The sequence below is a fragment of the Priestia sp. P5_B4 genome (assembly GCF_056400385.1).
Genome location: NZ_JBFULJ010001034.1, coordinates 1 through 1,231, shown reverse-complemented (window position 1 = coordinate 1,231; position 1,231 = coordinate 1). Strand labels below are relative to the sequence as shown.

The 1,231-nt window shown below is 35.2% G+C and carries 3 protein-coding genes; all 3 read left to right on the top strand.

The features are described 5' to 3' along the window. On the top strand, positions 1-390 hold a 390-nt coding region (locus tag AC1DRF_RS28545; protein WP_477742379.1), incomplete at its 5' end, for an ankyrin repeat domain-containing protein. Then, a complete protein-coding gene (locus tag AC1DRF_RS28540) occupies positions 381-839 on the top strand; it encodes an antitoxin YezG family protein (protein WP_154988610.1) in 459 nt (152 codons plus the stop codon). The genes AC1DRF_RS28545 and AC1DRF_RS28540, both read left to right, overlap by 10 nt. Positions 840-915: 76 nt before the next feature. Further along, on the top strand, positions 916-1,231 hold a 316-nt coding region (locus AC1DRF_RS28535), incomplete at its 3' end, for an Imm6 family immunity protein (RefSeq protein WP_477742378.1).

Here is a 1,231-nt window from a genome sequence, read left to right as displayed (position 1 = left end):
TGGCTACACGTGGCTGCTAGAGCTGGTAGCCTTGATATGATAAAGTTCTTAGTTGAATACGGGATGGATATTAACACAAATGAAGGTGTACCAAAGTCAGCGCCAATTGCACATGCAGCGAGTGTAGGTGAATTTAGCATAGTTCAGTACTTATACGATAGAGGTGCAATGTTAGATGTAAGCGATTCGAGTAGAAATCCTTTATTTTCAGCGATTTATGGTGGTCATCTTGATATTGTAAAATACCTTGTTCAGAGTGGTATTGATATTACTGTAACATATACAGGGGATACGATGAAAAATATGGATGCCTATGAATTTGCGATTGAACGAGGACAAATAGAAATTGCTGAATATTTAAAGCAGAAGGTGGACAGTAGATGGAATTAAAGCTTAATAATATTTATCAAAAGGTGGCCGATAATTTAAAGGAAATGATACAAGAAGACTGGCGAGAAATCTATTTGTATGCAGAAGTAGGAGAAGGTTCTCAAACAACGTATTTCTTTTATTATCCAAAAGGAAGCGATGAACCTATATATAGTCATGATATACCTGAACTATTTGAGGTGTCAGAACAGAGCTACTTAGTGTTATTAGATAAACAGTTAGAGTGCTTTCGTGAGTTGTTAGATGTATTTATAGAAAACAAGCAGGAGATATGGACAAGTTTAACTTTGCATTTAGGTCATGATGGGAAATTTGAGATAGACTACGGGTATGAAGATATTCTTACTGTTGACCCGTATGAACAACAGGTGATTTGGGAGTATAAGTACTTAGGGATTATTTCAGAAGATGAATATGATAAAAAGATCATAAAAAAATTTCTTTCCTAATCATAGAAGAGCAAAAGATATATGGACGGAGGCGTTAAGCTCATCATAGTGAGGGAAATGGAAACGGAGTTTAAGAATGACTAATGCTAACTTCAATAGTTTAACAGAACATGATAAAGTCATATTTTTTCTGGCACTTTCAGAAAAAGTGGTACCGTTACTTTCTCGTACGGAAGATCAAATTTTAGCCCGGAAAGTTATATGTAAATGCTGGGAATGGTTAAAAGACAAAGAAAATAGTGGAGATACTCTTTATGAATTATTAGATCACGAGGGAAATGGTATCACAATAATTCAAGAGATGTCAGATAATAAAACAGATGTTATAGCCTGGGACTGTATTATTGATGCAGTTGCCTATACTAGTAGAAAAGCATTTGGAAGAGAAGGCG

Bases quoted from the DNA above. Each gene is read 5' to 3' on its own strand.
- AC1DRF_RS28540 (WP_154988610.1), top strand. From the start codon at position 381: ATGGAATTAAAGCTTAATAATATTTATCAAAAGGTGGCCGATAATTTA.